This is a genomic window from Hyphomicrobiales bacterium (assembly GCA_016125495.1).
GTDB lineage: Bacteria > Pseudomonadota > Alphaproteobacteria > Rhizobiales > RI-29 > RI-29.
Map to the genome: position 1 here is coordinate 49,061 of WGLQ01000003.1, position 26,909 is coordinate 75,969.

Here is a 26,909-nt window from a genome sequence, read left to right on the forward strand (position 1 = left end):
GATCGCGATCAGGTCGCCTTGAAATCCTCCCAGGCCGCGAGCCAGTCCTTGTCGTTGTCCGGCTTCTTCCTCGGCGAGAGATTGGCCATGAAGACCGTGTCGAACTTGTCGAGATCGGCGAGGTTCAGCAGTTCGCGCTTGTCGGCGGGAAGCTGCTCGGCGGCGTTGCGGTTCGGCACCATGGAGTAGTACGTCTTGGCGACCGCGAGGCGGGACTGGAAGACGGGACCGCAAATGTACTGGAGGAATTTCACCGCGTTCTCCGGCCGCGTCGTGTTCTTGGCGATGCAGGGCGCCTGGTCCCAGGTCACGCCGCCTTCCTTGGGCACCACCGCTTTGAACGGCAAGCCGGAATCGTACATGCCGGCCTGCACCCATTCACCGGCGATCGCGAGATCGTAGGTGCCGCCGGCCATGGCCTGCTGCACCTGGCTGGTGTTGCCGACGAGGCCGACCTGCGGGCGCAGGCGCTTCAACGTCGCCTTCAGCTTGTCGAAGGCGCCGGCATCGAGATCGTACGGGTTGGGATTGCCGTCGAACTTGGAGAGGCAGCCCATGTTCGGGAGATACCAGTCGAACAGCGCCACGCGCCCCTTGACTTTCTCGTCGAAGAACAGCGCCCAGCTCGAGCAATCCTCCTCCGAGAACTTCTTGTGGTTGTAGGTGATGCCGTAGTAGCCGAAGCGGTTGACGATGGCATAGCGCTTGCCGTCGACGATGGTCGGCCCCCAGTTCGCGATGATCGGGAAATAGTCCCCCAGCGGATAGTCGCCGTCGGAGAGCTCCATCAGCACACCGTCCTTGGCCGCCTGCGGGATGAAAGCGGAGGTGGGCGTCATGATGTCGAAGGTGCCGGGCGCGGAGGTCTTGACGAGCGCCACCATCTCCTCGTCCGAGCCGTCGTGGATCTTGAGATTGACCTTGATGCCGGTCTCCTTTTCGAAGGGCTCCAGCATGCCGGGTTCCTCGTAGCCGCCGAAGGCGAGCACGTTGACCTCGCCAGCGGCATAGGCCCGGCGGGTCCACACCCAGGGCATCGCCATGGCCGTGCCGGCGGCGGCCGTCACCTTCAAGACATCGCGGCGACTGTGTCCGCCGCGTCGAGATGCAGAGTTCATTGCCGATCCTCCCGTTGCGTCGATCCGCTCCCATCCGCCGCCGGGCAAGCAATCGCACCGGCGCGACGGTGACCGCGAGACAGCACCCGTCCTCGGTCACTCAGATTGTCAACAATTGACAACGCTAAGGACGCTGGCCCATTGTGTCAAGGAGCGCTCGCGGGGCAACCTCGGGTCGCGGCGCTCGATCGGGGCGGGCCTTCGGTTGGCTCCAGCTCCATCCCGGGGCCGGACCGGATCGCACGCGACGGTGCTCGAAGCCAGGGCGCCGATGGCCGGTGACGCAGGCTGTCAGCGCGCCACGGGCGCATGAACGATAACGGAGCAATATGTCGGCAAACGGCGAGATCGGCGGCACGGCGCCGGCCAACAGGGGGCCGGAACCGCATCGGGACGCAGAGGATTGGGCAACCCATCCGCGCCCATCGCCTACGCTGGCGCTCGCCGAGGCGATCGAGGTGGCGCGCCGGGCCGGACGCGACGTGCTGTCAATCAGCACGCCGACATTCCCGGAGCATGCCCTGGACCCGAAGGTCGTCGGGGCGGCGAGTTGCCGGCTGTCGCCGGCGGAAGGCGCGCCGGAGTTGAGACGGGCGAGCAGGGACGCGCTGTTTTCCCGATGGCAATTGCCCGAGCACTCGGTGCTCGTGACCGCCGGTGCCAAGGCCGGCCTGTTTTGCGCCCTCAAGAGCGGGGCGCGACCGGGCAGCGCTGTCGTCGTCGTCGCGCCTGCCTGGCCCAGCTACGGCGATATCGTGCGGATGGCGGGCCTCTCGGCCCACGTCTACGAGACGCGGGCGCGGGACGGCTTCGCCATCGAGGCCGACGGTCTCGAGCGTGCGATGGTGGCGAGCGGAGCGCGAACGATCGTGCTCTCGAACCCCTCCAATCCGACAGGCCGCATCCTCGAGCCCGCCGAGCTCATGCTCCTGACACAGGCGGCCGAACGGCACGACGCGGAGCTGATCATCGACGAGAGCTTTTCCGACATCATGTTCGAGGAGAGCGCCTGGCAAAACTCCGTGGCGCCCGGGAACCGGCGTATCGTCATCCTCAATTCGTTCTCCAAGAATTTTCATCTCCAGGGCCTGCGGGTCGCCGCCTGCCTTGCGCATCAGAGCCGGGCCGGCGCGATCGTCGCCTGCCACCAGACACTCTTCAGCGCGGCGCCCAGTGTCAGCCAGGCGATCGCGCTCGCCGCGCTCGACGACAAAGGCCGCATTCCGCCGTCCGCGCACTACGGCGCGGCTCGCGAGGTCGCGCTCGAGATCATCGCACGGGCGGGATGGCGTCTTTCCAGGGGTGGCGGAACCTTCTATTTCTTTCCGTCCATGACGGATGCCCAGCGGACCATCGCGGCGATGCAGGAAGCGGGAATCTACGCGCTCTCCGGCGCGGCCTTCGGGGACGCCTATGGCGATCATTTGCGCGTGTGCTATGGCAAGCCCGTGGCGGAAATGATCGCGATCCGCGAGCGCCTGGCCGCCGCCGGGATCATCGGGCGGGGCTAGTTCATGCCGGATATCATCTCCCCCAACTCGGGCACGGCGATCGGCCACTGGGAACCGACGTCGGAGGCCGGCATCGAGAGCATCCTCGCGGGTCTCGGACTGCGGCAGCGGGCAATGCCGGGCCCGGGCGAGCGCGCCGGGCAGTTGAGGGCGCTCGCCAGCCGGCTCGCCGGGCGAAAGGAGGCGCTCACGCGCGTCATCGTCGCTGAGGTCGGCAAGACGCCGGGCGAAGCCGCCGACGAGGTGGATTATGCGGCGAGCTTCCTCGAATATGCCGCCGGTGTGTGTGACCATGCGCTGAGCCGCACGACGAAGGGAGGCGAGCGGGACCTCTGCGTCGTGCCGGCGGGGCCGGCGCTGCTCATCGCCCCCTACAATGATCCCCTCGCCGGCATCACGCGAAAAATCGCCCCCGCCATCGCCTCCGGCTGTCCGGCCGTCGTCAAGCCGTCCGCGCTCGGTCAGCTGACGGCCGAGGCCTTGATGGCGAGCGTCGGCGACTGCGGTCTCGGCGACCTCGTGCACATGGTCAATCACACGAGCCGCGACGTGCTCGACCGGCTGGTTCGCGACGAGCGGCTCCGGGTGCTCTCGTTCACGGGCTCGACGGAAGTCGGCGTGGCGCTCGCAGCCAAGGCCGGCGGCAGCCTCAAGCGCCTCGTCCTCGAGCTCGGGGGTAACAATCCTTTCCTCGTCCTCGAGGGCGCGGACGTCGAGCGCGCGGTGCGCGATGCGGTGGCGCGGAAAATCCGGGCAGCGGGCCAGGCCTGCTCGGCGGAGAACCGGATCTACGTTGTCCCTTCTCTCTATTCGGCGTTCCGCGACCGGTTCATGGACGCCCTCGGCGCGATCACCTACGGGCCCTCCGACATCGGCGTCTCGATGGGACCGCAGCGCACGGCACGCGCGGTCGAGACGCTCGAGCGGCTGGTCGCGGCGAGCCGGGCAGACGGGTCGGTCGAACGCCTCGGGCAACGCGCGGGGGAGGGCGGTTTCCTGTTCCCACCGACGGTCGTTGCAAGCGATGTCGCGCTGCGCGAAGCAGAGGCGTTCGGGCCGCTCGTCTCGCTCACCTCCGCGACGCGCGAGGAGGCTCTCGCGATCGCCGCCGGCGAGCGCCAGGCGCTCGTCTGCTACATCTATGGCGAGATCGCCGAGGAAGAAATCGCACCGCTGCGCTTCGGCTCGATCGGGCTCAACTCGACACGCATCCAGGGACCGGACGTGCCGACCGGTGGGTTCGGCACCGCTGGCATCGGGCGCGAAGGCGGCCCGTGGGGGCTCGAAGAGTACCTCACCACCATCAACATCCGCCGCGGCTGAATGGAAGGACGAAAAAATGATGCGTGAACTCGTCACGGACCCGTCAGCGCCCGCCTCGACCTCTCCCGTCTCGCAGGCAACGCTTGGTGGCGGGTTCGTGTTCGTCTCGGGGCAGATGCCACGCGACATGGCTAGCGGGCGCATCGTCGAGGGCGCAGAGGCGCAGGCGCGCCTTTCGATGCAGCACTGCCTCTCGATCCTGAAGGCCGCCGGCTCCGGCCCCGAAAAGGTGATGATCGCCTGGATCTACGTGACCGACCTCTCCGTGAAGCCAGCCGTCAACGCGGTCTTTGCCGAGACGTTCGGGGATCGCCCGCCCGCGCGCAATCTCGTTGCCGTCAAGGACATCGGCGAGGAGGCCCTCGTCGAGATATCGCTCATCGCACTCGCGTGACCGCACCCTCGAGGATTTCGAGCGCCCGGTCGATCTCCTCGTCGGAGACCGTCAGTGGCGGCACGAGACCGATGACGTGGCCGTGGGTGCCGCACTCCCAGGTGACGAGGCCCGACGCGAGGGCGGCCGAGCGGATGGCGCGCGTGCGCGACTGATCGGGCGCGCCGGAGGTATCGAAAACGGCGAGACCACGCATCGCGGCAGTGCCAACGAGCGCCGTTTCGGGGCAGCGCGCGGCAAGTCCACTACCTGCGATGCGCTCGCCGATCCCGAGCGCACGGGCGATCAAGCCCTCCTCCAGCAGCACGTCGAGGGTCGCGAGCGAGGCCGCGGCCGACAGGGGATGGAGCTGGAAGGTCGAGGATTGCACGCCGGGGCGCAGCAGCTTCAAGATTTCCGGCCGTGCCGCCACCAGCGCCCCGGGTACACCGCCGCTCGCTGCCTTGGCAAGAACCAGGATGTCGGGGATCGCATCACTCCATTGGACCCCGAAGAGGCGGCCGGTGCGCCCGTAGCCGGTGAAGACCTCGTCGGCAACGAGGAGGGTTCCGGCGCTCCGGCAACGCGCCGCGAGCATCCCCAGAAGCCCTCGATGCGGCGAGCGCATGCCCGCCGTCGCCTGGACCGGCTCGACGAGAACGGCCGCGACGTCTCCCGTCGACAACGCGCGATCGAGGCGCTCGCCGAGGTCGGCGAGATCGCCATCGCTCACCGGATACGGCAAATGCACGGTGTCGGGTTTGAGTTCTCCGAGGACCGCATTGGCGCCGCGCGCGTGCGAGACGGCGAGCGAGCCGATGGTGCGGCCGTGATAGGAGCCCTCGAAGGCCAGGAAGCGGCGCCGTCCGGTCGCATGCACGGCCGCCTTCAGCGCCGTCTCGATCGCTTCGGTGCCGTTGGTCGCGGGGTGGAACGCCGAGAGGCCCGAAGGCAGAACGCCGGCAAGGCGCTCCATGAGCGCGATCTGGACAGGAGCATGAAAGTGCGGCCCGAGGTGCGTCAGCCCGCGATCGAGTTCCGTGCGGATCGCGGCGAGCACACGCGGATGGCCGTGGCCGAGCACGGTCGTTCCCGAGCCGCAGGCAAAGTCGAGATAGCGCTTGCCGTCCGTGTCGAGCAGCATCGTGCCGGCGGCGGAGCGGAAAACCGGCGGGGTCTCGCTGATGGCATAGGTCTTCGTGCCCGACGAGAGGTGGCGACGCATGGCGCCATGGATGCGCCCGGTCTCCCCCTTGCCCGGCGGTGGATCGAAAAGCCGACCCATCCCGGGTTTTTCCGCCTCGACGCCGGCGAGCCGGCAGGCGTGCCAAACGAGGGCGGCCGTCGCGGGCACGGCGGGCTTGCCGCGATCGGCCTCGAGGCGGGCCAGCATGCCGGCGGTGCGCAGACCGCCTCCGAGGAATACGATGGCATCGGCTTCGGGATGGTCGGCGCTCACCGCGGCACCCCGCCAGACCTCCGCCCCCGCGCCGGCAATGGCGTGCTCGTCGTGGTGGGCGACCTGCCGCAGCGAAACGACCGCCAGGCCATCGGCCTCGAGGAAAGCAAGGCCCGCCGCCGTGACCTCGGCATCGTAGGGGGAGACGACGGCGATGCGCCGCGCATCGAGGTGAGCGAGGGCCGCTCCAAGGGCTGTGGAAGGAGTGGTGCCGTGTGGGGCGCCGGCAGCCTCGGCGATCGCGCGCGCCTGGACCAGATCGAAGCCCGACCCTTTGATGAAGGAACCGGCGTGGTCGCCGAGCGCGGCGACCGCCGGTCTTGCCGCGCGCGTGAGGCGGGCGGCGGTGATCATCGGCGCGAGATCGGCGGAGGCCTCGAAGGTCGCGCGATCGAGGCCATGTCCTTCGAGCGTGCCCGGGTAGCGTGAGGCGAGCCAGGCGACGCCGTCCGGCAGATAGGACCAATACTCGTCGTCGTTGAGACCGTCGTCGGGCCAGATGAACGCGACGCGTGCGCGGCTGCCTCTCGTCATCAAGGTCTCCTCAATGCCCGAGCACGTTGTCGAGGAACCGGCGCAGGCGCGGATGGGGTGGAGCGGAAAAGAACTCGTCGGGCGGCGCGAGTGCGACGATGCGCCCGTGATCCATGAACGCGACCCGATCGGCGGCGCGGCGCGCGAACCCCATCTCGTGCGTCACGACGATCATGCTCATGCCCTGACCTCCGAGTTCGAGCATGACGTCGAGCACCTCCTTGATGGTCTCTGGGTCGAGTGCCGACGTCGGCTCGTCGAACAGCATGAGGACGGGGTCCATGGCGAGCGCGCGGGCGATCGCGACGCGCTGCTGCTGGCCGCCGGAGAGCTGGGAGGGCAGTTTGGCGGCCTGATCGGCGAGGCGGACACGCTCGAGCAGCACCATGGCTTTGGCCTCGGCCACGTCGCGCGGCATGTCGAGCAGCTTTCGCGGAGCAACGGTGATGTTGTCTATGACGGAAAGGTGCGGAAAAAGATTGAACTGCTGGAAGACCATGCCGACCCTGCGGCGGAGCCGGGCGAGGCCGGCCCGGTCACCACGCACCAACTCTCCCTCGACGGCGATCGCTCCGGCGTCCGGTTCCTCGAGCCGGTTGATGCAACGGATCAGCGTCGACTTGCCGGAGCCCGAGGGGCCGCAGACGACGAGCCGCTCGCCGCGTGCCATTTCCAGATCGACGCCATCGAGCGCCGTGAAGGACCCGAAGCGCTTGACGAGGCCGGTGATGCTCAAAAGGGGAGGGGCTGTCATGTGGTCTCGTTGATCCCCGCTTCGATTTCAGTGCGCGAGCCTGCGCTCGAGCGTGCGTGAGAGGTGCGAAAGTACGCCGACGATGACGAGGTAGAGCAGCGTCATCTGCACCACGATCTCGACGACGACGAAGGTCTCGAAGATGAGCGCGTTGCCGACCTGCGCGATCTCGTGGACGGAAATGACGGAGAGCAGGGCGGATGCCTTGATGACGTTCGCGAGTTCGTTGGTGAGCGGCGGCAGGATGCGCTTGAGGGCCTGCGGGAACAGCAGCTCCAGATAGGTTCGCCAGAGCGGAAAGCCGAGCGCCAGCGCCGCCTCGCGCTGGCCGCGCCCGAGGCTGTCGATCGCCGAGCGGATGATCTCCACCGCATAGACCGCGCCGACGATCGTGAGCGCCGCGACACCCGTCCAGAAGCCGTTGAGAACGAGCCCGATGGCGGGAAGCCCGAAATAGACGAAACTGATGACGAGGAGCGGCGGGATGCCGCGCACGACCTCGACGAAGGCGGCGACGAGGAGGCGTAGGGGAAGCGGACCGATCATGCGCGCGACCGCGAGCGGGGGGGCCAGCAGGCAGGCGAAACCCAGCGCGAGAACGCTGACCTCGACAGTGACGACGGCCGCCTCGAGCATACGCGGAAGGAATTCGAAGAATGCGTTCCAATCGAATTTCATCGCTGCTCCGCAAGACCTCCCGAAGCCGAGAGCCGACCCTCGAGCGCGCGTGCAACGAGGCTCAGCGCGTAAACGAAGCAGAAGTACCAGAAGCCCTCCACGATCAACACCTCAACGAAGCGGAAATTCGCCGAGATGATCGCCTCGGCGGCCTTGTGCAGTTCGTAGAGCGTGATGATGGAGAGAACGCTCGAGGCCTTGATGAGCTGCGAGAGTTCGTTCATGACCGGCCCCACCATGCGGCGGGCGGCCTGCGGGAGGATGAAACTCCAGAGTGTGGGACGCGCCTCGAAGCCGAGCGCGTAGGCCGCCTCCCATTGACCGCGCGGGACAGAGGAGACGGCGGCCCGACCGATCTCGATCTGATAGCCGGCCGAGTTCACGACGAGCGCCAGAACCCCCATCCAGAAGAGCGGAAGCTTGATGCCGGCGGCGGGAAGAAGGAAATAGACGGCGAAAATCTGGATGAGAATCGGCGTGCCACGCACGAAAAAGACGTAGGCATCGAGCAGCCATGCGGCGATGTGGCGATCGGGGAGCGTCGTTCTCAGGGTTCCGAGGGCGAGGCCGAGCGGCGTTGCCATGACGAGCGCGGTGAGCGAAAGCGCGATCGTGAGACCGAGCGGGGGCAGGAGCCGGACGAGGACGTCGAGCATGAATGCCAGGTCCATCGTCCCGCTCCCGTTCCAACAGACACGACGCGCCGTGGAAGTCGCCTTGGCGCGTCGGATGGCGTCGCCGCGATATCACCAGGTCGGCGCTGCGTCGGGCAGCGCGTCGACGAAGGACTGGCCGAACCACTTCATCTGGAGTTCGGCGAGCAGGCCGCTCTTTTTCGCCCCGAGGATGAAGGCATCGAACGCGGCGCGCAGGTCGTCGTCCTCCTTGCGGAAGGCCGCGGCCGTCCACTCGCCGGCGAACTTGCCATCGCAGTTCCAGGCCATGGCCTTGAGGGTCGGATTGGCCTTCTGTCCTTCGAGCAGTGAGACGATGGTGGAGGCATAACCCGCGATGCGGCCGATCTTCATGGCTTCGTAGGCGAGCGCATCGTTGTCGAAGGTCTGAATGGAGCCGGAGAACGTGATGCCCTTGGCGGCGGCGCACTCCTCGAGCTGCTTGATCTGCGGCGTGCCGGCACCGGCGGCCACGGCCTTGCCGGCGAGGTCGGCGAAGGTTGCCGCGCCGCCATCCGACACCACCATGAGGCCGGAGGCCGCATCCATGTAGGGAACGGAGAAATTCACCCGCTCGAAGCGCTTCTGGGTCGCCGTCATGCCACCCTGGATCATGTCGAAATCGCCGTTGTATAGCGACTGGATGACGGTCGACCAGTTGGTGTCGATCGGCATCGCCTTGACCCCGAGAGAGGCGGCGAAGGCACCAGCGAGATCGATGTCGTAGCCGACGATGTTGTTGTTCTCGTCGCGGAACTCGAAGGGCCGGTACTGCGCTTCCAGCCCGAAGCGGAGTTCGCCTCGCGCCTTTATCTCGTCGAGCTTGCCGGCCTCGACCGGGGTCGAGATGCCCACTGCCAGGCCGATCGCCGCGGCCAATCCGAGCATGAACCTCATGGAACGAAACTCCTCACCTTCTGCGTTGCTTTCTTCATTCATTTCCGGCGCCGTCCGGCCTCGGCCTCGAGCGCGTCGAGGTCCGGCCGGGGGCGGCGCAGGCTGTCGTCGCGCTCGAACAGAGCCTCGAGCGTCACTGCGACATCGGCAAGGAAGGCGTCGTGATGCAGCCTTCCGATGATCTGGATTCCGAACGGCAAGCCACCCTCGCCACGCCCGCATGGCAGCGCGACCACGGGGTTGCCCATGAGCGTCACGCCGTAGGCGATCGCCTCCCAGCGAAGATAATTGGACATCGGCTCGCCGTTGATCGCCTTGGGCCATTCCTCCTCGTGGCGGAAGGGTGGCACCGACGCGCAGGGCGTCACGAGGAGATCATAGGTTTCGAAGAACGCCTGCGAGCGGCGATGAATACGGGAATGCTCCCCCGTCGCCCAGGCGATCTCGTCGATGCCGACCTCCATCCCGCGCTCCACCTCGAAGCGCACATTGGACGCGAGAGCGGATCTGTCACGGTCGTACAGCGCCTTGAAATCGTGCACGAATTCGAGACTGCGCATCGCCGCGAGAACGCGATCGACGGTTCCGAGATCCGGGCATGCATCCTCGAGGGAGCCAAACCAGCCGGCAAAGCGGGCGAGGCGCTCGCGAAAGGTGCGACGCACGCCGTTGTCGACGGGAGCGAAACCCAGGTCCTCGCTGACGGCGACCTTGAGGCGCGAAAGGTCGATCGGGCGGGACGGACCGTCGAAGGCCGGATCGCGCGGAAAAGACAGCGGATCGAAACTCTCGCCGCTCGCCATGGCCGCGAGCAGGAGCCGGGCATCGCGCGCTTCGCGCCCCATCGGACCTTCGACGTTGAAGGGCGAAAAGCCGAATGCCCGGCGCTCGTTGGCGACGGTGCCGGCGGACGGGCGGATGCCGGTGATGCCATTGAACGAGGCGGGTGTGCGCAGCGAGCCGGCGAAGTCCGAGCCCATGGCAAGTGGCACAAGCCCGGACGCGAGGGCGACCGCCGTGCCACCGGAGGAGCCGGCGGCCGTGAAGCGGATGTCGTGTGGATTGGCGGTCGTGCCCCAGAGCGGATTTGCGCTGGTCGCGCCGAAGCCGAGTTCGGGAATATTCGTCTTGCCGAGCACGATGGCGCCCTGGCGGCGGAGGTGGGCGACAATGAACTCGTCGGTGGCGGCGACGTTGTCCCGATAGAGGAACGAGCCGTAGGTGGTCGCGAGCCCGGCCGCATCGTTCATGTCCTTGATGCCGATCGGCAGGCCATGCAGGGGGCCCAGCGGGTCGCCGCGCATCACGGCCTGCTCGGCGACCGCGGCCTCGGCGAGCGCCTGTTCCGGTTTCATGTCGCAGAACGCGACCAGCACGCCGTTGAGCCGCTCGATGCGCGCGAGATAGTGGCGCACCACCTCGCGGGGCGACACGATCTTGGCGCCGATCAGGCGGCGCAATTCAACCGCGCTCAGCTCGTGGATTTCCGGCATCGGGCCCTGGTTCGGTGACGAAGCGACCTAGCTCTTGCTGATTGTTGATTGTTGACAATCTCAGAGTCAAGATGGCTCGACCGTCAGGACGCGGATGGCTCCCATCGAAATCTCGCGGGTCGGGAGCCAGCGGGCGTGATCGTGGGTGGCAACGCGCCCGCCCTCAGGTCCTCGGGCCGGCCATCGAGCGCCCGGCGCACCGCCAGTCGCCCGATGCCCGTCCATATCATCTCGGTCGGCTCGTTCAGAGCCCGCGAACGAGATTGCCGATCATCAGGATGATGTAGCCCGAAACGGCGAGCCACAGGTTCTGGTTCGGGAACTTGAACGGCACCTGGATCAGGCCGAGGTGACTGACGACCGCGAGGCCAACCAGGACCAGCGAGATGAGGAAGACGAAAACGGTCGGCGGATTGAGGCGCATGGCGGACCTCCGTTGGATGGCTGAATCGTCCCATATGTGTAGAGCATCGTCAGGCGGCGCGAGAGGGCATCGCCGCGATGGCTGTGGAGAGGACGCGCGGATGTCGTTGCGAGGCAACAGCGGGCGCGGCATCGGTGCTGCAGTGATGGCGACGGTTGGTGCGGACGCGGCGTCCGGGTATGGCTGCGACCGGCGGGGCGCCGAGAGGCCTTGGAACGAGCCGAGTGAAGAGACGTGACCAGAGCGCACGAAGCGGGCAGGGCGCCCACCATCGACGACCTCTTCGTCTGCGTCGGCGCCCAGAAGGCGGGCACGACTTGGCTGGCGCGCGTGCTGGCGAGCCACCCCGAGCTGTTCGTGACACCGGTCAAGGAAATCCACTACTTCGATCATCTGGCTGGCATCACCAAGCATCTCTCGGACAAGAAGCGGCGCTCGCGCTACCGCAAATACCATCAGCGGCTCTGGACCCAGCCTCACCGCATCAGCCAGCACATGGGCCACTGGGGTTGGTATCGCCGCTACATGGCCAACCCGATCGACGACGACTGGTATCGCGGGCTCTTCGCCGAACGCGGCGGCAAGCGCTTCGCGGGCGAGGCGACGCCCGAATACGCGATCATCGGCAGGGATGGTTTCTCGCACCTGCGCCGCCTCGCGCCGGGTGTGCGCGTGCTCTTCATCCTGCGCAATCCGGTAGCGCGAGCCTGGTCGCAGGCGCTCCACCACTGCCGTGCCAGCGGGCTCGATGCGACCCGCCAGAGCCCCGAGGCGCTCGAAATCCTTCTCGCATCGGGTCGGTTTGCCGAACTCGGCAACTACATGGCAACGCTCGACGATCTCGAAGCTTGCTTCGAGCCGGGGCAGGTCTCGGTGCTGTTCTACGAGGACATCCACGCCGACCGGCTCGCCGCCCTCGAGCGGATCTGCGATTTCATCGGTCTTTCTTTTTCTTCCGCATGGTTTCCGGAGCTGGGGCGGCGCTACAATCGCTCGCAGGAGGTGAGCCTGCCGGCGGGGCTGCGTGCCCATCTCGCCGCGCAATACCGCCCCCTCGCCAGCGCCATCGCCGACCGCCTCGGCCGCGTGCCGGATAGCTGGGCCCGCGAAATGGCGATTTGAGGGATTGAAAAGCCGGCTGGAGGTCGGGAACGACCTCCACGCCCGTGTTCATGTTCGTGGCCGAGAGGTCCCGCCGCTCAGCCCATCGCCTTCTGCAGGTTGGTGTCGATTTTGTCGAGGAAGCCGGTCGTCGTCAGCCACTTCTGGTCCGGGCCGACGAGGAGCGCGAGGTCCTTCGTCATGTCGCCGGCCTCGACCGTGTCGATGCAGACCCGCTCGAGGGTCGTGGCAAAGCGGGCCAGCGCCTCGTTGCCGTCGAGCTTTGCCCTGTGGGCGAGGCCGCGCGTCCAGGCGAAGATCGACGCGATCGGGTTGGTGGAGGTCGCCTTGCCCTTCTGGTGCTCACGGTAATGGCGCGTGACGGTACCGTGCGCCGCCTCGGCCTCGACCGTCTTGCCGTCGGGCGTCATCAGCACGCTGGTCATGAGCCCGAGCGAGCCGAAACCCTGGGCGACCGTGTCGGACTGCACGTCGCCGTCGTAGTTCTTGCAGGCCCAGACGTAGCCACCGCTCCACTTCAGCGACGCGGCGACCATGTCGTCGATCAGCCGGTGCTCGTAGTGGATGCCCTTTTTCTTGAATTCGCCCGCGAATTCGGCGTCGTAAATCTCCTGGAAGAGATCCTTGAAGCGACAGTCGTAGGCCTTGAGGATGGTGTTCTTGGTGGAGAGATAAACAGGATAACCGCGAGAGAGACCGTAATTCAAGGAGGCGCGCGCGAAATCGCGGATGCTGTCGTCGAGGTTGTACATCGCCATGGCGACGCCCGAGCCCGGCGCCTGGAAGACCTCGTGCTCGATGGTCTTGCCGTCGTCGCCGACGAACTTGATGGTGAGCTTGCCGGCGCCGGGGAAGCGGAAATCGGTCGCCCGATACTGGTCGCCGAAGGCATGGCGCCCGACGATGATCGGCTCCGTCCAGCCGGGCACGAGGCGCGGCACGTTCTTCATGATGATCGGCTCGCGGAAGATGACACCGCCGAGGATGTTGCGAATCGTCCCGTTCGGCGAACGCCACATCTTTTTCAAGCCGAATTCCTCGACGCGGGCCTCGTCCGGCGTGATGGTCGCGCATTTGACGCCGACCCCGTGACGCTTGATGGCGTTGGCCGCATCGATGGTCACCTGGTCGCCGGTCGCGTCGCGGTGCTCGATGCCGAGGTCGTAGTACTCGAGGTTCACATCGAGGTAGGGGTGGATCAGCTTGTCCTTGATGAACTGCCAGATGATGCGGGTCATCTCGTCGCCGTCGAGTTCGACGACGGGGTTGGCGACCTTGATCTTGGGCATCGGGGGCCTCGCGCGATGATGGCGCCGGCGCGCCGCCGGCAATTGGGCCTTCTCCTAGCCGAGCCGCAAGCCGGCGCCAATCGTAGGTTAGGCGAATAACGTTCGCAGCTCGCGCCCGACCGTGGGCGCGACATGGCGCGGGCCGGGCCGGCGGATGCTACGGCGTGACCGGGTCAGAGTGCCCTCGGCAGTTCCATTGCGGCCGGCGCACGCAACGGCGCCACTTCGCCGTGGCCGAGAACCCTCGGGACCGCGAACGGACATGCGAGAAGGGCCGCCTCGGACAAGGCCAGTCGGCTGTCGTCGCAACCGTCCTGGGTCTCGTGTCCTCGCGCCAGCCCGGTGTCGGACGATCGGGCGCCGACGCCGAGGTCCGAAACCGCGCCGGCTCCGGCCATGGGATGGACGAGGAGGCCCGACGGTTCACGTGCGGCGGATTCGTCGTGGGCTTCGTCGGTGGCCCTCGAACCGGTCAGAGCGGCACGCACGATCGCCAGCCGCTGCTCCTCGACGGGGTCGACCACCACGACGTCGCCCGTCCAATCGTCGCTTTCGCCGAAACCTCGGGCCGCGACCGGACTCACGGCCACGACCGGGGCGGACACCCCGCCCGAGGACAGGAGGGCACGCCCGTTCGGAACGGCAGCGGCAGCCAGCGCTGCACCGAGCCCGAGCAACGCGATGGCGAACCAGCCACGGTCCCGCCGATCGCCCCACCAGGGATGCGCCGAAACCTGCCTGTGTCCAGCCGATCGATCAGCGATCGTCACCATCCCTCACCCTTTGTCCTGCGGTTCTGACCCATCGTCAGGAGGCCCCGAGAGCAATGCCGGTCCGAAACGTATCTTCACATGAGCCGACCGCGCCGCGCGTTCAAGGGCGGCTGCGGTTCCGGGCCCCCGTACGGCGCGCTTCGGCGGGGAAAACCGTGCGCCATAACACCAAAGTGAAGACCGACATCGCCGAAAAGATCACGCCGGCAAGGACGAGGGCCAGCCGACGGTCACCCTCGGCGCGCGCATTGGCGCGGGGCACCGCGACGCCGACGCGGCCGACGGAAGGTTGCATCGGCGCGAGCGCGAGACGCGGGTTCTCGGAACGTGGCCGTGCCACGGCCCCAAGCTCCCGCGATCGCTCGACCAGGGCATCGGGCCGATAGAGCGCACGCCCGGCTCCCGGCGCACCCGTCCCATGGAGGTCACCCGTCCCGCCCTGCCACGGGGCCCCGAACGGTTCGTCCGGCCCCGCTGGACCGGTGGCGAACTCCGACTGCGACACCGTGAAGCGGCTGGCCGCCATTGCATCCCGGGTCTCGATCGAGGCCACTGCAAGTAGGCACGCGAGAAGGGTGGCGGGAACCGAGAAGTCGCCAAAAAGCTGGACAAACAGTCGTCTGCGTGCCGTTCTCGCCATCGTCGCTGTCACCCTGGTTGTCGATTCCACTCCCGTCGGCCACCTGTTGAGCATCGCACTTGGGCTGCGGCGCGTCGCGATTGTGGCACTTCGCGACCAAGTGGGTTGCATCGGCCAAGCGACCCGACCGCTGTGCCCCGGGAGCCACAGGGGACCCGACGGCGCCATTGGGTGGCGCTGCATCTCGCCAGGTTCACGTACATGACGTCGCTCGCTGCCATCGTGTTCATTTCGCTGCTGGTCGGCCTCGCGGCGATGGCAGGCCTCGCCGCGAGGCGCGGCCTCGACGGCCAGATCGCCACGCGTCAGCCGTTGGTTCTGGTACTCGCGGCGACCGGAGCGGATGGGGCGAGGGCAACCCCGGACGTGCGACGGCGGGCGCTCGAAGTGCTGCGGCGGCTCGCCGGGCGCGAATTGCTCGGCGAGAACATCGTGGTCGCTGACGGTGCCTTCGATGATCAACGGCTGGTCGGGCTGCACGCGGTCGGTGGGCGGGGCGAGAGGGCTCTGCGGCGACAGCTCATGCTCGAACTCCTGCACGGCGACGGGCCGGCCGGCGGTTGGCGCCTTCGCCCCCACGCTGAGGAACTGGCCGACGCTCGCGCGGCGGCCGAGGAAGCCGGGCACGATGAGGAGGCGGAACTCTGGTGGCGGCTGCTCGGCTGCGGGATCATCGATATCGAAGTGCCCAAGGTCGTGGCGCCGGCCTGGTTGCGGCCGCGCGGCTCGCGGGAAGCTCGAACCGCGCGCGCGGCGGGCCATCGTGACAGGATCATCGTTGCCGGGTGGATCGATAGGGTCGGTCTGCTCCGGCCAGAATTCGCCGTCGGGCGGAAACCGGGTTCTCCCGCCGGGCGACGGCCCGGTGGTTGGCGTGAACTGGCGGATCACGTGATGGCCACGGCACCGGAAGGCCTGCCCGAAGATCGGCGGTCGGCGCCCGACTATCTGATGGCCTGGGTTCGCCTTCGTGCCGACCTCGCCGAACCGGAGCCACGCGAGGCGGCGCACGGCGAGGCAAGCGCTGCGATCCGCGCGCACGTAGCGATCGCAGGATTGCAGAGCGCGATCACGGCAGGTGAGGACGACTGGCCGAGTGCCCTTGCCGGCATTGCTCATCTCAACTGCGCCGCAGCGCACGTCCTCATCGCAAAGGGACGGCGACGGTATCTGGAACTCCTGGCGGCGCGCGCGCATCTGCGCGAGGCGGCCGGCCGCCTCGGCGATGCGGCGATCGAGGGCGAGTGGCTGGCGCCGGGCGCCGAGGACGACGCGCAGGCGGCCCTCGCATGCCTCGAGGAGATGCTCGCGGAGCTGGAGGGTCCGCCGCCGCCAACGGATGGCGAGTTGCTGGGCGGGATAGCGCCAGTGCAGGCGAGTGGTTTGCAAGGCGACGACCCAGACCATACGGCAACGGACGACGCCAGCGCCGCGCATTGGCGCGAGACGGCCCGGTGCCTCGTCCGGATCGCTGAAGGCTCTTCCAGCGGGCAAGCGCGATCGCTGGCGGCGGAATCCGCCGGGCCGCATGAGACGGGACCACGGAGCAATGGACGGAGCGAGGACGAGGCGACCGGGGCCGTCGAGGCACCCTACGTCGTGCTCGCCGGCAGGCTCGAGCATCGCGCCATGCCCGATCGCGGCGGCGACGACTGAGCCGGGAGAGCGTCGGACAGCGACCCTGACGGCCCGACGGGCTCAGAACCGGGTGTGGGTGGAAATGGTCGCGTAGAGGCCTGCTTCGCCGAGCGCCCCGGCATCGAACGACACCGCCTGAGACGCGCCGAGCGACGCACTCACCTCCTGGCCCTCGATGAGGGTGCGAAGGACCACGCCGGCGAGCAGGCCATCACTCGCCCGGTCGCCGCGCGCGATCAATTCGAGGCCGACCGAGGTCTCGTCCAGCACCCGCCACCCACCTCTCAGGCTCGCCGCGTAGGCCGAAAAACCGGTCTCGAAGCTCGCGTCGAACTGAAGCCACCCGTCGTCACCGACATTGCGCCAGGTCTCCAGGGCAAGCCGCGCACCGAACCGGCTGCCGGAGACCTCGTTGAGGGGATCGGCGGGCGCAATCGGGTGCTGCGTCCACTGGAGGCCGAGGTAGGCGCTCGCGGTCCATGGGCCGGACGAAGCGCGATAACCGGCCGAGAGGTCGGCGACGACCGGTCGCCCCTCGAAGTCGACATCCTCGACGATAGCCGGCCGGCCGGGCCCCGGCCCGGGCCGCACCACCTCTCTGTCATATTCGTAAGCGCCGGTGCCGAGCATCGCGCGCAAACGCCAGCCGTCCTCGAGTATCGGGCCGGCCGGCGCCCAGGTGAGCCCGCTGTAGCTGAACCAGGACTGCGGGTCGATGTTGCCGCCCGCCCAGAAGGCCCACGAAGGGGGCTCGGGTTCGGTTGCGGCCTCCTCCTCCGGCGGCAGTGACGCAGCGGCTCCGGGGGCGGAAAGCGGTGGCAACGGCTCCGAGCGCACAAGGGAAGAAATATCGAGAGTGGGATCGGCGCCAACCGGTCCCGCATCCGACACCACGGGATGCCGCTCGCCTTCAGCGCATGCTGGAAGACCGGTGGAAAGCACCAGAGTGGCAGCCGCCAACCAACATGCAACGAAGGGATGGTCGGACCGAAGGCATCGGGTGATCGACGCACGCGCGGGCGACCGCCGAGACGGTCCCCCCTCGCCAACCGGCCCATGCGTTACGCCGCAAACCATTACTCACTCGACCAGACCGCACCGACCGCTCCCCGCAGCGGCCGATCGTGAACGCAAAGGCAATGGTCAATTGCCTCCGAGCGAGCATTTGAACTCGGTAATATCGCAAGGTCAATAACGACGTTTCTTCGCCTCGAATATAATCTGCGCGACATTGCGAACTTTCGGGCTCCCGGCGCAGGTCCCGTTGCGGCAGGCCACGTCTCGCGCCACAACGAAGGCACGCCCGACAAGTCGCACCGGCCGGCAGTTGCCACCCGGCGCCATCCGGAGATTGCCGTGTCGCCGTCCTTCGAAAGCTGGCTGCGGCCAACGTCGTCGGGGCTCTACTGCGTGCCCGGCGATTTTTTCATCGACCCGCACCGCCCGGTCGAGCGAGCGATCGTGACGCACGGGCATTCCGACCACGCTCGGCCGGGCCACACCCACGTGCTCGCCACACCCGAAACCGTTGCGATCATGCGCGCGCGGCTCGGGCCGGCGGCCGGTGGGCAACTCGAAGCGCTTTGCGTCGGGGAACGGCGCTCGCATCTCGGGGTCGATATTCGCCTCGCGCCGGCGGGCCACGTGCTCGGCAGCGCGCAGGTGGTGCTCGAATGGCGGGGCATGCGGGCGGTCGTGACCGGCGACTACAAGCGCCACGCAGACCCGACGGCGGCGCCATTCGAGCTGGTGCGATGTCATCTGCTGGTGACCGAGGCGACGTTCGGGCTTCCGGTGTTCCGCCATGAACCCGCCGCGCACGAAATCGGGCGGTTGCTGCGCTCGCTGGCCGCCAATCCCGACCGCGCCCACCTCGTCGGCGCCTATGGGCTCGGCAAGTGCCAACGACTGATCGCCCTGCTTCGGGAGGCCGGTTACGATCGCACGATCTGGCTGCACGGGGCGAGCGAGCGCATGTGCGAACTCTACGAGGCGTTCGGCCTCGCGCTCGGCCCACTCGCGGGCGTGACCAAAGCCGCGGGCGCCTCGTTCGCCGGCGAGATCGTGCTGGCGCCGCCCGGAGCGCTCGCCGACCGCTGGTCGCGCCGGCTCGCGGACCCGGTCACGTGTTTCGCCTCGGGCTGGATGCGGGTGCGGGGGCGGGCGCGCCAGCGGGGCGTCGAACTGCCGCTGGTCATCTCCGATCACGCGGACTGGCCGGAACTGGTGCGCACCATCGCGGAGAGCGAGGCCGAGGAGGTCTGGGTGACGCACGGGCGCGAGGAGGCGCTTTGTCACCAGGCCAGCCTGATGGGGCTCAGGGCACGGGCGCTGGCACTCGTCGGGCGCGGTGAGGAGGACGGCGACGGCGAGGGGGGTGCTCCCGGGCGCGCCGGCGGCGATGACAACGCACCGGTGCCGCCGGAGCCGAACCCATGAGACGCTTTGCGGAGCTTCTCGACCGGCTCGTCTATACGCCGTCGCGCAACGGCAAACTGCGGCTGCTGACCGAATACCTTTCCTCGACACCGGACCCCGACCGGGGGTGGGCACTCGCCGTGCTGACGGATGGTCTCGGCGGCTCGCGGCCGGTTCGGCGGCTGCTCGCCAGCCTGCTCGAAGGACGGGTCGATCCGGTGCTCGTGGCACTCTCGCGGGACTACGTCGGTGATACGGCGGAGACGGTGGCTCTGCTCTGGCCGGAGCCGGAGCGGACAGGCATCGCCCCGAACCTCACCGATGTGGCCATGGCGCTGGCCCGCGCGGAGACGAGCGAACTCGAACGCAGTCTGGCCGGCTGGCTCGACGGCCTCGATGCGACAGGGCGATGGGCGTTGCTCAAGATGCTGACGGGAGCGCTCCGGGTCGGCGTTTCCGCCCGGCTCGCCAAGGTGGCGCTCGCCGAACTCGGCGGGCGGAACGTGACGGACATCGAAGAGGTCTGGCATTGCCTCGAGGCACCATACGGAGCGCTCTTCGATTGGCTCGAGGGGCGCGGCGCGCGTCCCGACGTGACCGATGCGCCCGTGTTCAGGCCGCTCATGCTGGCGCATCCGATCGAGGAGCGTGAACTCGCGAGCCTCGATCCAGCGCACTACCTCATCGAGTGGAAGTGGGATGGTATCCGCGTTCAGCTCGTTTCGCGAGGTGGCACGACGCGTCTCTATTCTCGCTCCGGCGACGAGATCGGCCGGAGCTTTCCGGACGTCGTCGCGCGTTGCCGCGGCGAGGTCGTGCTCGATGGCGAACTGCTCGTGGTGCGCGATGGCGTCGTGGCGCCTTTCAACGACCTGCAGCAGCGGCTCAACCGCAAGACCGTGACCGCGCGTCTCATCGCGCGCTATCCGGCACACCTGCGGCTCTACGACATGCTGATCGAGGGCGAGGAGGACTTGCGCGGGCGGGCGCTCTCGGAACGCCGCGAGCGACTCGAGAGCTGGTTCGAGCGGCACGCTACGCCCGGCATCGACCTTTCCGAGGTCGTCGGCGCCCCGACCCTCGATGCGCTCATGTCGCTCTGGAAGGGCAGCCGCGCGGCCGGCATCGAAGGGTTGATGCTGAAGCGGCGCGGTGGGGCCTACCTGGCCGGCCGTCCCAAGGGCGAGTGGTACAAGCTGAAGCGCGCGCCGCTGACGGCGGACGTCGTGCTGATGTATGCCCAGCGGGGCAGCGGCAAGCGCTCCTCGTTCTATTCGGATTTCACGTTCGGCGCTTGGCGGCAGGGCGCGAATGGCGAGCCCGAGCTGGTCCCGGTCGGCAAGGCCTATTCCGGCTACACTGATGACGAACTCGCGCGACTCGACAAATGGGTCCGCGAACACACGCTCGAGCGCTTCGGACCGGTGCGTTCGGTCGCTCCGGGACTCGTGCTCGAGGTCGCGTTCGATGCCGTGCACCGATCACCACGGCACAAGTCGGGCATCGCGATGCGCTTTCCCCGTATCCATCGGCTGCGGTGGGAGAAGCCGGCCAGCGAAGCCGACCGGATCGAGATGCTGGAAGCCTTGATCGAGGCGGAAACGGGCACGACAGCGCAAGCCGGCGAGACCGGGGCACGGCGTGGGAGGACGCGTGCGAAGCCCTCCAAACCGAATGGGCCGGCAACGGAGTGATGCGACCGAGCGGCAACCCGCGAACGGTGCTCAGCGGTTGCAATCCGGCCACAGCTGGGGCATTCTTTCGAGGCGGGATGGCTCCCCCCTGAAGTCACCTCGCAAAGTCCGTCTCGATGGACTTCTCTCCGGGCTGGACGGGCCGCGCGCGTCATGCGCGCGGCCTTTCGCTTCCTCGGGAGGCCCTACCTATGCCCCCCCCTCGCGATCACCCCGCTCCGCGGGGCAACGGCGATTCCGGCTGGAACTCACGAGGCTTCTGGGATCGCCCGCCGCGCGGCCGCGATCGACTGGCGCGCGCCCGGCTTGGTTTCGCCCGCCAGTTCGCGCACGCGCGCCAAGCACTGCGCCGCCTTCAGGTGCTGAAGGTAGGGCTGCCAGATGCCCGACCAAACCGCTTCGGCGCCTTCGGCGGGTTCCGCCTTGAACGGCAGGATCGCCTGCGAGCCGAGCCAGGCATAGGCAGCCTGCCAGACGCGTGCGGGAACGCGGGCATTGCTCGGACCGCGCAGTTGTTCGATCTGGGGCATCGCCCCGTCGTCGCCGTGCGGCGTCAGCTCGAGGTTGGCAACGGGCCGTCCGTCACGGCGGACCGAGAAGACGCGCACGTTGCCGGAGCGCACTGGGGCGGCGTACTGGTCGAGGCAGTTGCCCATGGCGTCCGCCTCGGCGAGGAAATCCGCCAGGCTGGCGAGGGGAACGAAACTGTAGCCGAGCGCCTCGCCCGGGCGCACCCAAGTGCTGGTGATGCCATTGCCGAGGGCGACGGCGAGTTCGATACGGCGGCGCCATGCGCGCGCCTCGTCATAGGCGCGGCGGATCCCCATCTGGTCGTCGAAGGGGACTTTGATCAAGCATCCCCCGGGGGTCTCTCGGTGCGCACTGAACCAGGCATATGCCGCGAGCAGGGTGAAGGGGGCCGGAAAAAGCCGGCGGAAGGGAAATCGCGTTTGACGGCCGACCCAGCATGCATAGCCCTCGTCGCAGGCCTGGTAGGCATAGGCGATGCGTTCGAGCCAGTGTCCCGCCTCGATCGGAGCCTGCGGAATGGCATTGCCGACGCGGCGCAAGAAATCCTCGCTGTCGGGCAGTTCCGGTATCGGGTTCTGGAAGGCGGCGGCGGGTAGGCGGCGGAGCCAGTAGGGCAGGCCCAGCGCCTCGGCCGCCTCGCGCAGCGATGAGCCGTCCTCGATCATCATGAAGCAGCGTTCGCGCGCTTCCGGCGACGCATAGCCCGTCGCCAGCGCAAAGAGCATGGCAGGGAAGGATTCCGCGAGATCCTCGGCCCGTGAGGAGCAACTGGTCAAGGCCGCGATGTAGCGCCGGTAGGCCGGCCTGAAGCGCGTGATCCGCTCGCTCCGCGCATGGCCGAGGGGCGCGCCCTCGACAATTCGGGTGGCCTCGATCGTCACGCGGTACCTCTTACGCCTACTGCTCGCAACACATGCGTCCACATGACGCGCAGTGATACTAGCGCACTCATTATGGCGAAAGCACGCTATCTCTTGCAACTCCGTGAATATCTATACCATAGCCGGCTCGCAAGATCGGCGAAGGGCCGGTGACGTAAACCCATGCCGTGCAAGCGAAACCGAGCGCAATCCAGGATTGACGAGTTGTCGATACAGAATTCATCGCCCGGTCTCGACACTCGCGTCTTGGGTATACTCGAGGTGTCGATATGGCACGGCCGCCTGTAACAGCATTCAACCTGCGCAACAGATTCATGAGAAGGACGAAGCGCTGCCATCGGTCGGACACACGTCGTCGTGTCGGCGCGGGATCCACGCGGCAACGGGACATGCGGCGGCCCGGCGACCGTACCCGCGCTTTCCGCAGCGCGAGCGGTCAACTAGCGGTGGTAGCCGCGACGTCTGGCACGCGAGAAGAGCGCAAAACGGGTGATCGTGAAGAGGATTTTATAACCGGCGAGCACGGTGCCCTTGACGGTGCCCGAAACCTTGGAAACGCCGATCCGGGCACGATAGTCGACCGGAACCTCGAGCGTGCGCAGGCCGCGCTCAGCGGCGCGAATCTGCATCTCCACCGTCCAGCCGTAATTTCGATCCGCCATCCGCAGCCCGTCGAGGGCACCACGGGCGATGGCGCGGAAAGGACCGAGGTCGGTGTGCCGCACCCCCCAGATGAGCCGCATGAGCCAGCAGGCCAGCCGGTTGCCGAAAATCTGCTGGGGCGTGAGGGAGCCCGGCTCCCTGCGACCGAGAGCGCGCGAGCCGATGACGAAATCGGCATCGCCCCGCGCAATCGGATCGACGAGGTCCGCCATGGCCTCGGCATGATCGGCATGATCGCCGTCGATGAAGACGATGATGTCGGCCGTCGCGGTCTCGGCCATGCCTCTGAGGCAGGCGCTGCCGTAGCCACGCGCCGGCTCGAGGACGACCTCGGCCCCGGCCGCGAGCGCAACGTCGCCGGTGCGGTCGCGCGAGCCATTGTCGACGACGACGATGCGATCCACCCAGGCCGGGATGTCCGCAATGACGCGGGCGATCGCCTTTTCCTCGTCGAGGGCCGGGATGATGACGGCAACGGTCCTAGCGAGGCGCATCGAACTCCTTTCGGTCATGGTCGTCGAGCGCCGGGTCAGCACGCCAGCCCGGCATCAGGAGTTCCAGCGCGAGCAGGCACCAGATCGGCATCCAAACCACCCAGACCAGCCATTCGCCGTGGGATGTGAAATCACCGCGCGCCATGAACTGGAACGCGAAATAATAGAGCGGCATGGTAACCGCGAGCGCGGCGACGCCCAGCAAGGGCAGGAACGGCAGGAAGACGATCGCCCAGGTCGCGTACCAGGGAAACTGCGCCGGACTGAGCAACAGAATCGCCAGCGTCAGAAGGGCCGCGCGGCCGAGGAGATCGGCGGGCGAGCGCACCGGATGGCGGGCCGCCGCGAGCGCAGCGATGGCCATCCCGAGGGCCAGGACGCCGCGCGCCAGACGTCCGGGTGTCAGCCAATCGATCCCGAGGGGCTTGGTAATGTAAGCGGCCAGGGCCTCGAGGAGCGGGCTCAGCGCGCTGTTGGTGCGCCAGCGCTCGGCATAGGCAACGAAGCCCGAGGTCTGGTCGAGACCGGCGAGGAGGACCGGGACGGCATAGAGCAGGCAAAGCCCGGCGAGGAGGGCGATGGCCGAGAGGAGGCGAAAGGGCGAGGCGAGCAGAGGGCGAAGAAGGAGCGGGGCCAGGAGGAGGGGCCAGAGCTTGACGCCGACGGCCAGCGCGAGAACGCCCGACGCCAGCACCTCACGGCCGCGCACGGCGAGCAGCAGCGCCCCGAGCAGCAGAGGGAGCAATATGCCTTCCATGTGCGCCGAATTGAACAACTCCTTCAGAACCAACGGGTTGAGCCAGTAGAGCACGGCCCAGAGTGGGGAGCGGCCGAGGGCCGAAAGGAGAGCGATGAGGAGCAGTAACGTGGCGATGTCGGCAAGCAGCAGGAGGGCGCGCCAGCCGAGGAGATCAAACGGAGCGAGACCATAAGCAACCGCGAAGGCGGCTTGGGTCACCGCCGGATAGATGGTGCGAATCTCGGGATGGTTGATGCGCTCGAAGACGGCGCCAGCCTCCCGGGCGAGGCGGTTCCAGAGGGGCCCGGCGTCGGGCGCTTCGGCGTCCTCGGGGGCGACCGAATAGGGGTTGAGGCCGTGCGCCGTCGCGGCTCCATCCCAGAGATAGCGCTGATAATCGTCCTCGAGGATCGGCTCAGTGAAACAGAGGGCGAGGCGCAGCAGGAGGCCGAAGGCGATGCAGGCAGCGAGCAGGCGGCGCTGAGCGGCGCGCCCGAGCGATCCGACGACGCGCGGGAACGTCAGTGCGACCAGCAGATAGCCCGCCCCGACGGCGACCAGGACCCCGACCATCGGGCGGATCGGCATGGAAAGCACGAGGTGGTCGTAACCGAAGAGGTGGCCCCGGGCGAGCAATAGCGCGGTCGCCGCGACGAGCAGCGCACCATATCCGATCCAGCAGAACAGCACGGTTCGGCCCATCCGGGTTGCGCCTTCCTCTCCTTTCGGCGCAAAGCGCACCGGCTGGTCATCCTACGCCTCGACGATGGTCTTGGGTCCGACCTCGCGAGAATGTCATGAGAGCGCCGGGCTGCGATCCTCTCGCACGACATGATCGGCCGACCGAGCGCGCTCGTGCCAGGCAACGAGCATCAGGACCGTCCAGAGGCGATGCTGGTGGTCGGCGCGCCCGCTCTGATGCTCGCGCCAGGCCTTCTCGATCGGGCCTTGCTCGAGGCCAAGCGCGGCGAGCCGGGCCGACGTCAGATGGTCGGCGCCCCACGCGCGGAGCGGTCCGCGCAGCCAGCCGTCGATCGGCACGCCGAAGCCCATCTTGGGGCGCTCGAAGAGGCTTTCCGGCAGGTGCCGGCGCAAGATGCGCCGGAGAAGCCATTTGCCGCGCCCGTCGCGCACCTTCATGGACGCCGGCAGACGCCAGCCGAAGGCTACGACCCGGTGATCGATCAGCGGCACGCGCACCTCGAGCGCGACGGCCATCGAGGCCCGATCGACCTTGGCGAGCACATCGCCCGGCAGATAGCCGACCGTGTCGCGATACTGCATTTCCCCGAGGGCGCCGGGCAAGGACGCGGCGAGGGGATCCGGGATGGGGCCGAGTTCAGCGGTCACAGGTTCTTCGACGTCTGCCAGCAGTATGCCCGGATCGGGCCAGTGCGAGACGTGCCGGCGATAGTGCTCACCCGGCGCACTGTCCAGGAGGTCGGCGACCTTGTGGAGCTTTTCACCCGGCCTGACAGGCAGCATCCGAGCCGGTAGCGCACCGAGCGCCCGATCCCAACTGGCCGGTGACAGCGCCCGGAGCCCGGCCGCCCCAGCGCGGCGGACCGGCGATGGAAGCCGCCCCGCGCGGGCCATCAGCCCCTCGGCCTGGACGTGGCGGTTGTAGCCGGCGAACACTTCATCGCCGCCGTCGCCCGACAGGGCGACGGTGACGTGGCGGCGCGCGAGCCGGGAGACGAGGAACGTCGGGATCTGGGAGCTGTCGGCGAACGGCTGATCGTAGATGACGGGAAGGTCGGGGATGACCGCCTGTGCGTCGGAGGCGCTGACATAGAGTTCGGTATGGTCGGTGCCGAGGTGGCTGGCGACGGCGCGCGCGTGCGGTGCCTCGTCGAAGCCGGCCGCCTCGAAACCGATGGAGAAGGTGCGGACCGGACGGTCGGCCGCGCGCTGCATCAGGGCGACGACGGTCGATGAATCGATGCCGCCCGAAAGGAGAGCCCCGAGAGGAACGTCCGCGACCATGCGGCGACGAACGGCGTCCGCAATGAGCGCTTCACCCGCCTCGATGACCTCGTCCTCGCTGCCAGTCAGCGGGTTGGCCAGAGCTTCGGACGCGACGTCCTCGAGGCGCCAGAAGCGCTCGAGGCGGGGCGCGCCGCCGTCACGGCCGAAGGTCAGGGCCTCACCGGGTCGGAGCTGCCGGATGCCGAGATGGATGGTGTAGGGCGCCGGGACGTAGGCGAACCGCATGTAGAGGGCCATCGCCTCCCGGTCGATCGGCGGCAGCCCGGACGCGATCGCCCGCAGAGCGCCGAGTTCGGATGCAAAGGCCAGTCGACGGCCCGGTTCGTGCCACCAGTAGAGGGGCTTTATGCCGAGGCGGTCACGCACCAGGGTCAATTCACGTCGTCCGCGGTGCCAGTAGGCATAGGCGAACATGCCGATCGAGCGGCGGGCGGCCTCGAGCGGACCATGGCGCTCGCAGGCTTCGAGCAGCGGCTCGGTATCGGAGTGGCCGCGCAGCCGCGGCGCCCCCGCACCGAGGCCGGCCGTGAGTTCATCGGCGTTGTATATCTCGCCGTTGTAGGCGATCGCGCTCGCGCCGCTCTCCGAAAGCATCGGCTGGCTGCCCGCCGGCGAGAGATCGACGATCGAGAGGCGGCGATGGGCGAGCACGAGCCCCGCATCGGCATCGAGCCAGACGCCGCTCTCATCCGGGCCGCGATGGCTGAGGCGTTCGCCCATGGCGGCGCCGGCGCGCGCCAGCGCATCGCCGTCCATCCGGCCGCTCAAGTCGATCAATCCGGCGATGCCGCACATGTCGC

General features: G+C 68.0%; 23 protein-coding genes. 7 read left to right on the forward strand and 16 right to left on the reverse strand.

Annotated features, from left to right (window positions below; genetic code table 11):
- Nucleotides 1-8: 8 nt before the first annotated feature.
- Nucleotides 9-1,118: an extracellular solute-binding protein gene (locus GC150_02520; protein MBI1383768.1), complete on the reverse strand. Its 1,110-nt coding sequence runs from the start codon at nt 1,116-1,118 to the stop codon at nt 9-11.
- A 329-nt stretch (nt 1,119-1,447) separates the two neighbouring features.
- On the opposite strand from GC150_02520, the gene GC150_02525 reads away from it, so the two are divergent.
- Genes GC150_02525 through GC150_02535 form a run of 3 tightly spaced genes read left to right on the forward strand, consistent with a single transcriptional unit; the run spans nt 1,448 to nt 4,346 of the window.
- On the forward strand, nt 1,448-2,629 hold the full coding sequence (locus GC150_02525; GenBank protein MBI1383769.1) for an aminotransferase class I/II-fold pyridoxal phosphate-dependent enzyme: 1,182 nt from the start codon (nt 1,448-1,450) through the stop codon (nt 2,627-2,629).
- A gap of 3 nt (nt 2,630-2,632) precedes the next feature.
- Nucleotides 2,633-3,952, forward strand: coding sequence for an aldehyde dehydrogenase family protein (locus GC150_02530; protein MBI1383770.1), 1,320 nt, complete (start codon nt 2,633-2,635; stop codon nt 3,950-3,952).
- A 16-nt stretch (nt 3,953-3,968) separates the two neighbouring features.
- Entirely contained in the window at nt 3,969-4,346 is a 378-nt protein-coding gene (locus tag GC150_02535; protein MBI1383771.1) for a hypothetical protein, read from the forward strand.
- On the opposite strand, the gene GC150_02540 is transcribed toward GC150_02535, so the two are convergent.
- From GC150_02540 to GC150_02570, 7 genes are all read right to left on the reverse strand, one after another.
- The gene (locus tag GC150_02540; GenBank protein ID MBI1383772.1) at nt 4,330-6,318 is read right to left on the reverse strand and encodes an aminotransferase class III-fold pyridoxal phosphate-dependent enzyme; all 1,989 of its coding nucleotides are present in this window, start codon (nt 6,316-6,318) and stop codon (nt 4,330-4,332) included. The two genes, GC150_02535 and GC150_02540, sit on opposite strands and share 17 nt — an antisense overlap.
- 10 nt (nt 6,319-6,328) lie before the next feature.
- A complete protein-coding gene (locus GC150_02545) occupies nt 6,329-7,072 on the reverse strand; it encodes an ATP-binding cassette domain-containing protein (GenBank protein MBI1383773.1) in 744 nt (247 codons plus the stop codon).
- Between the two features lie 27 nt (nt 7,073-7,099).
- On the reverse strand, nt 7,100-7,750 hold the full coding sequence (locus GC150_02550) for an ABC transporter permease subunit (protein ID MBI1383774.1): 651 nt from the start codon (nt 7,748-7,750) through the stop codon (nt 7,100-7,102).
- The gene (locus GC150_02555; GenBank protein ID MBI1383775.1) at nt 7,747-8,421 is read right to left on the reverse strand and encodes an ABC transporter permease subunit; all 675 of its coding nucleotides are present in this window, start codon (nt 8,419-8,421) and stop codon (nt 7,747-7,749) included. The genes GC150_02550 and GC150_02555 overlap by 4 nt, the downstream gene beginning before the upstream one ends.
- A gap of 75 nt (nt 8,422-8,496) precedes the next feature.
- A complete protein-coding gene (locus GC150_02560; protein ID MBI1383776.1) occupies nt 8,497-9,543 on the reverse strand; it encodes a transporter substrate-binding domain-containing protein in 1,047 nt (348 codons plus the stop codon).
- The gene (locus GC150_02565; GenBank protein MBI1383777.1) at nt 9,360-10,814 is read right to left on the reverse strand and encodes an amidase; all 1,455 of its coding nucleotides are present in this window, start codon (nt 10,812-10,814) and stop codon (nt 9,360-9,362) included. Before GC150_02565 ends, GC150_02560 begins: the two co-directional genes overlap by 184 nt.
- A gap of 244 nt (nt 10,815-11,058) precedes the next feature.
- Nucleotides 11,059-11,238, reverse strand: coding sequence for a hypothetical protein (locus GC150_02570; protein ID MBI1383778.1), 180 nt, complete (start codon nt 11,236-11,238; stop codon nt 11,059-11,061).
- Nucleotides 11,239-11,472: 234 nt separating this feature from the next.
- On the opposite strand from GC150_02570, the gene GC150_02575 reads away from it, so the two are divergent.
- The gene (locus GC150_02575) at nt 11,473-12,360 is read left to right on the forward strand and encodes a hypothetical protein (GenBank protein MBI1383779.1); all 888 of its coding nucleotides are present in this window, start codon (nt 11,473-11,475) and stop codon (nt 12,358-12,360) included.
- A 77-nt stretch (nt 12,361-12,437) separates the two neighbouring features.
- On the opposite strand, the gene GC150_02580 is transcribed toward GC150_02575, so the two are convergent.
- From GC150_02580 to GC150_02590, 3 genes are all read right to left on the reverse strand, one after another.
- The gene (locus GC150_02580; GenBank protein MBI1383780.1) at nt 12,438-13,649 is read right to left on the reverse strand and encodes an NADP-dependent isocitrate dehydrogenase; all 1,212 of its coding nucleotides are present in this window, start codon (nt 13,647-13,649) and stop codon (nt 12,438-12,440) included.
- A 173-nt stretch (nt 13,650-13,822) separates the two neighbouring features.
- On the reverse strand, nt 13,823-14,419 hold the full coding sequence (locus GC150_02585; GenBank protein ID MBI1383781.1) for a hypothetical protein: 597 nt from the start codon (nt 14,417-14,419) through the stop codon (nt 13,823-13,825).
- A gap of 103 nt (nt 14,420-14,522) precedes the next feature.
- Nucleotides 14,523-15,062: a hypothetical protein gene (locus tag GC150_02590; GenBank protein MBI1383782.1), complete on the reverse strand. Its 540-nt coding sequence runs from the start codon at nt 15,060-15,062 to the stop codon at nt 14,523-14,525.
- Nucleotides 15,063-15,263: 201 nt separating this feature from the next.
- Here GC150_02590 and GC150_02595 point away from each other — a divergent pair, with 201 nt between their 5' ends.
- Nucleotides 15,264-16,718, forward strand: a complete 1,455-nt coding sequence (locus GC150_02595; GenBank protein MBI1383783.1) for a hypothetical protein — start codon at nt 15,264-15,266, stop codon at nt 16,716-16,718.
- A gap of 42 nt (nt 16,719-16,760) precedes the next feature.
- Here the strand turns inward: GC150_02595 and bcsS are convergent, their stop codons facing one another.
- Entirely contained in the window at nt 16,761-17,594 is an 834-nt protein-coding gene (bcsS, locus tag GC150_02600) for a cellulose biosynthesis protein BcsS (protein ID MBI1383784.1), read from the reverse strand.
- Between the two features lie 486 nt (nt 17,595-18,080).
- Between bcsS and GC150_02605 the strand changes: the two genes are divergently transcribed.
- Both GC150_02605 and GC150_02610 read left to right on the forward strand, forming a co-directional pair.
- Nucleotides 18,081-19,139 carry a ligase-associated DNA damage response exonuclease gene (locus tag GC150_02605; protein ID MBI1383785.1) on the forward strand — a complete coding sequence of 353 codons (1,059 nt, stop codon included), beginning with the start codon at nt 18,081-18,083 and terminating at the stop codon, nt 19,137-19,139.
- Nucleotides 19,136-20,812, forward strand: coding sequence for a cisplatin damage response ATP-dependent DNA ligase (locus GC150_02610; GenBank protein MBI1383786.1), 1,677 nt, complete (start codon nt 19,136-19,138; stop codon nt 20,810-20,812). The genes GC150_02605 and GC150_02610 overlap by 4 nt, the downstream gene beginning before the upstream one ends.
- A 248-nt stretch (nt 20,813-21,060) precedes the next feature.
- Here GC150_02610 and GC150_02615 read toward each other — a convergent pair whose 3' ends face one another.
- From GC150_02615 to asnB, 4 genes are all read right to left on the reverse strand, one after another.
- On the reverse strand, nt 21,061-22,224 hold the full coding sequence (locus GC150_02615) for a hypothetical protein (GenBank protein ID MBI1383787.1): 1,164 nt from the start codon (nt 22,222-22,224) through the stop codon (nt 21,061-21,063).
- Nucleotides 22,225-22,664: 440 nt separating this feature from the next.
- Nucleotides 22,665-23,381: a glycosyltransferase gene (locus tag GC150_02620; GenBank protein MBI1383788.1), complete on the reverse strand. Its 717-nt coding sequence runs from the start codon at nt 23,379-23,381 to the stop codon at nt 22,665-22,667.
- On the reverse strand, nt 23,368-24,822 hold the full coding sequence (locus tag GC150_02625) for a DUF2029 domain-containing protein (GenBank protein ID MBI1383789.1): 1,455 nt from the start codon (nt 24,820-24,822) through the stop codon (nt 23,368-23,370). Before GC150_02625 ends, GC150_02620 begins: the two co-directional genes overlap by 14 nt.
- Nucleotides 24,823-24,915: 93 nt before the next feature.
- A complete protein-coding gene (gene asnB, locus GC150_02630) occupies nt 24,916-26,904 on the reverse strand; it encodes an asparagine synthase (glutamine-hydrolyzing) (GenBank protein MBI1383790.1) in 1,989 nt (662 codons plus the stop codon).
- Nucleotides 26,905-26,909 lie beyond the last annotated feature (5 nt).

Coding starts and splice junctions, on each gene's coding strand:
- GC150_02565 (MBI1383777.1), bottom strand. CDS start 10,814: ATGCCGGAAATCCACGAGCTGAGCGCGGTTGAATTGCGCCGCCTGATC.
- GC150_02540 (MBI1383772.1), bottom strand. CDS start 6,318: ATGACGAGAGGCAGCCGCGCACGCGTCGCGTTCATCTGGCCCGACGAC.
- GC150_02610 (MBI1383786.1), top strand. CDS start 19,136: ATGAGACGCTTTGCGGAGCTTCTCGACCGGCTCGTCTATACGCCGTCG.
- GC150_02595 (MBI1383783.1), top strand. CDS start 15,264: ATGACGTCGCTCGCTGCCATCGTGTTCATTTCGCTGCTGGTCGGCCTC.
- GC150_02625 (MBI1383789.1), bottom strand. CDS start 24,822: ATGGGCCGAACCGTGCTGTTCTGCTGGATCGGATATGGTGCGCTGCTC.
- GC150_02525 (MBI1383769.1), top strand. CDS start 1,448: ATGTCGGCAAACGGCGAGATCGGCGGCACGGCGCCGGCCAACAGGGGG.
- GC150_02580 (MBI1383780.1), bottom strand. CDS start 13,649: ATGCCCAAGATCAAGGTCGCCAACCCCGTCGTCGAACTCGACGGCGAC.
- GC150_02550 (MBI1383774.1), bottom strand. CDS start 7,750: ATGAAATTCGATTGGAACGCATTCTTCGAATTCCTTCCGCGTATGCTC.
- GC150_02590 (MBI1383782.1), bottom strand. CDS start 15,062: ATGGCGAGAACGGCACGCAGACGACTGTTTGTCCAGCTTTTTGGCGAC.
- GC150_02620 (MBI1383788.1), bottom strand. CDS start 23,381: ATGCGCCTCGCTAGGACCGTTGCCGTCATCATCCCGGCCCTCGACGAG.
- GC150_02520 (MBI1383768.1), bottom strand. CDS start 1,118: ATGAACTCTGCATCTCGACGCGGCGGACACAGTCGCCGCGATGTCTTG.
- GC150_02560 (MBI1383776.1), bottom strand. CDS start 9,543: ATGCGGGCGTGGCGAGGGTGGCTTGCCGTTCGGAATCCAGATCATCGG.
- GC150_02555 (MBI1383775.1), bottom strand. CDS start 8,421: ATGGACCTGGCATTCATGCTCGACGTCCTCGTCCGGCTCCTGCCCCCG.
- GC150_02570 (MBI1383778.1), bottom strand. CDS start 11,238: ATGCGCCTCAATCCGCCGACCGTTTTCGTCTTCCTCATCTCGCTGGTC.
- asnB (MBI1383790.1), bottom strand. CDS start 26,904: ATGTGCGGCATCGCCGGATTGATCGACTTGAGCGGCCGGATGGACGGC.
- GC150_02535 (MBI1383771.1), top strand. CDS start 3,969: ATGATGCGTGAACTCGTCACGGACCCGTCAGCGCCCGCCTCGACCTCT.
- GC150_02545 (MBI1383773.1), bottom strand. CDS start 7,072: ATGACAGCCCCTCCCCTTTTGAGCATCACCGGCCTCGTCAAGCGCTTC.
- GC150_02530 (MBI1383770.1), top strand. CDS start 2,633: ATGCCGGATATCATCTCCCCCAACTCGGGCACGGCGATCGGCCACTGG.